Source organism: Ochrobactrum sp. BTU2, assembly GCF_024539785.1.
Classification (GTDB): domain Bacteria; phylum Pseudomonadota; class Alphaproteobacteria; order Rhizobiales; family Rhizobiaceae; genus Brucella; species Brucella anthropi.
The window spans coordinates 1-810 of the sequence record NZ_JAHWRG010000090.1 but is presented as its reverse complement, the minus strand read 5'-3'; the positions used below and the strand labels follow the sequence as shown (position 1 = coordinate 810).

The window sequence follows — 810 nt, the reverse complement described above, 5'->3', positions numbered from 1 at the left end:
GGCATTGCCAAGTTGTTTGAATAGGGCTTTGAGCAGCTTTCGCCTGTGTTTATCAAGCGGTCATTTCGGTCGTGTAGTCACGCCATAATGCAAATGCATCGGTACGTGCATGGCGGTAGGAGATAGCAGTGAGATTATAGCGGCGAGGACGGAAGATGGTGTTGATTTGATCGTGTGCTGACAAGAAGCGTTGGGCTTGACGAGGCGATTTGAACCGCCCCATGATTTTCTCCCGTTTTCGGCTCAGGCGGTGCGAATTTTCAATTCTGTTGTTCAGGCCTTTATGAGCACGATGATCGGCATCTGGCGCGATTTTTTGTACTGGCTTGGTATAGCTGCGCAGCTTATCCGTCACAACGACACGTGGTTGACCGTATTGCCGGATCAGTCTGGTGAAAAAACGCTTGGCAGCCTTTGTGTTACGGCGTGTTTGAACCAGAATATCAAGAACATCGCCATCTGCGTCAATGGCCCGCCAAAGCCAATACTTCTTTCCCCCAATCGTGATGACGACCTCATCAATGTGCCATTTGTCGTTTGGCTTTGGTCGATCCCTGCGGATACAGTCCGCAAAATGACGACCAAAGCGATTAATCCAGAGGCGAATGGTTTCCCGGCTGACAATGACGCCGCGCTCGGCAAGCAGGTCTTCCACATCGGCCGTGCTCAGCGCAAACCTGTAATAGGCCCATACTGCATAAGCGACAATCTCACGCAGAAAACGAAATCCCTTCAACCGGGGAAAAGAACTCGGTAATTTCATGCCTCATCGATACCGGAAACAACTAGATCAAACAACTTGGCAGTGCC

1 protein-coding gene is annotated in these 810 nt (G+C 50.5%); it reads right to left on the bottom strand.

The annotated features are described in order from the left end of the window. Positions 1-52: 52 nt before the first annotated feature. Positions 53-763, bottom strand: a complete 711-nt coding sequence (locus tag KWJ32_RS28150) for an IS6 family transposase (RefSeq protein ID WP_024899689.1) — start codon at positions 761-763, stop codon at positions 53-55. Positions 764-810 lie beyond the last annotated feature (47 nt).

What these genes read in the sequence shown, in the direction of transcription:
- KWJ32_RS28150 (WP_024899689.1), bottom strand. Translation starts at nt 763, where the DNA reads ATGAAATTACCGAGTTCTTTTCCCCGGTTGAAGGGATTTCGTTTTCTG.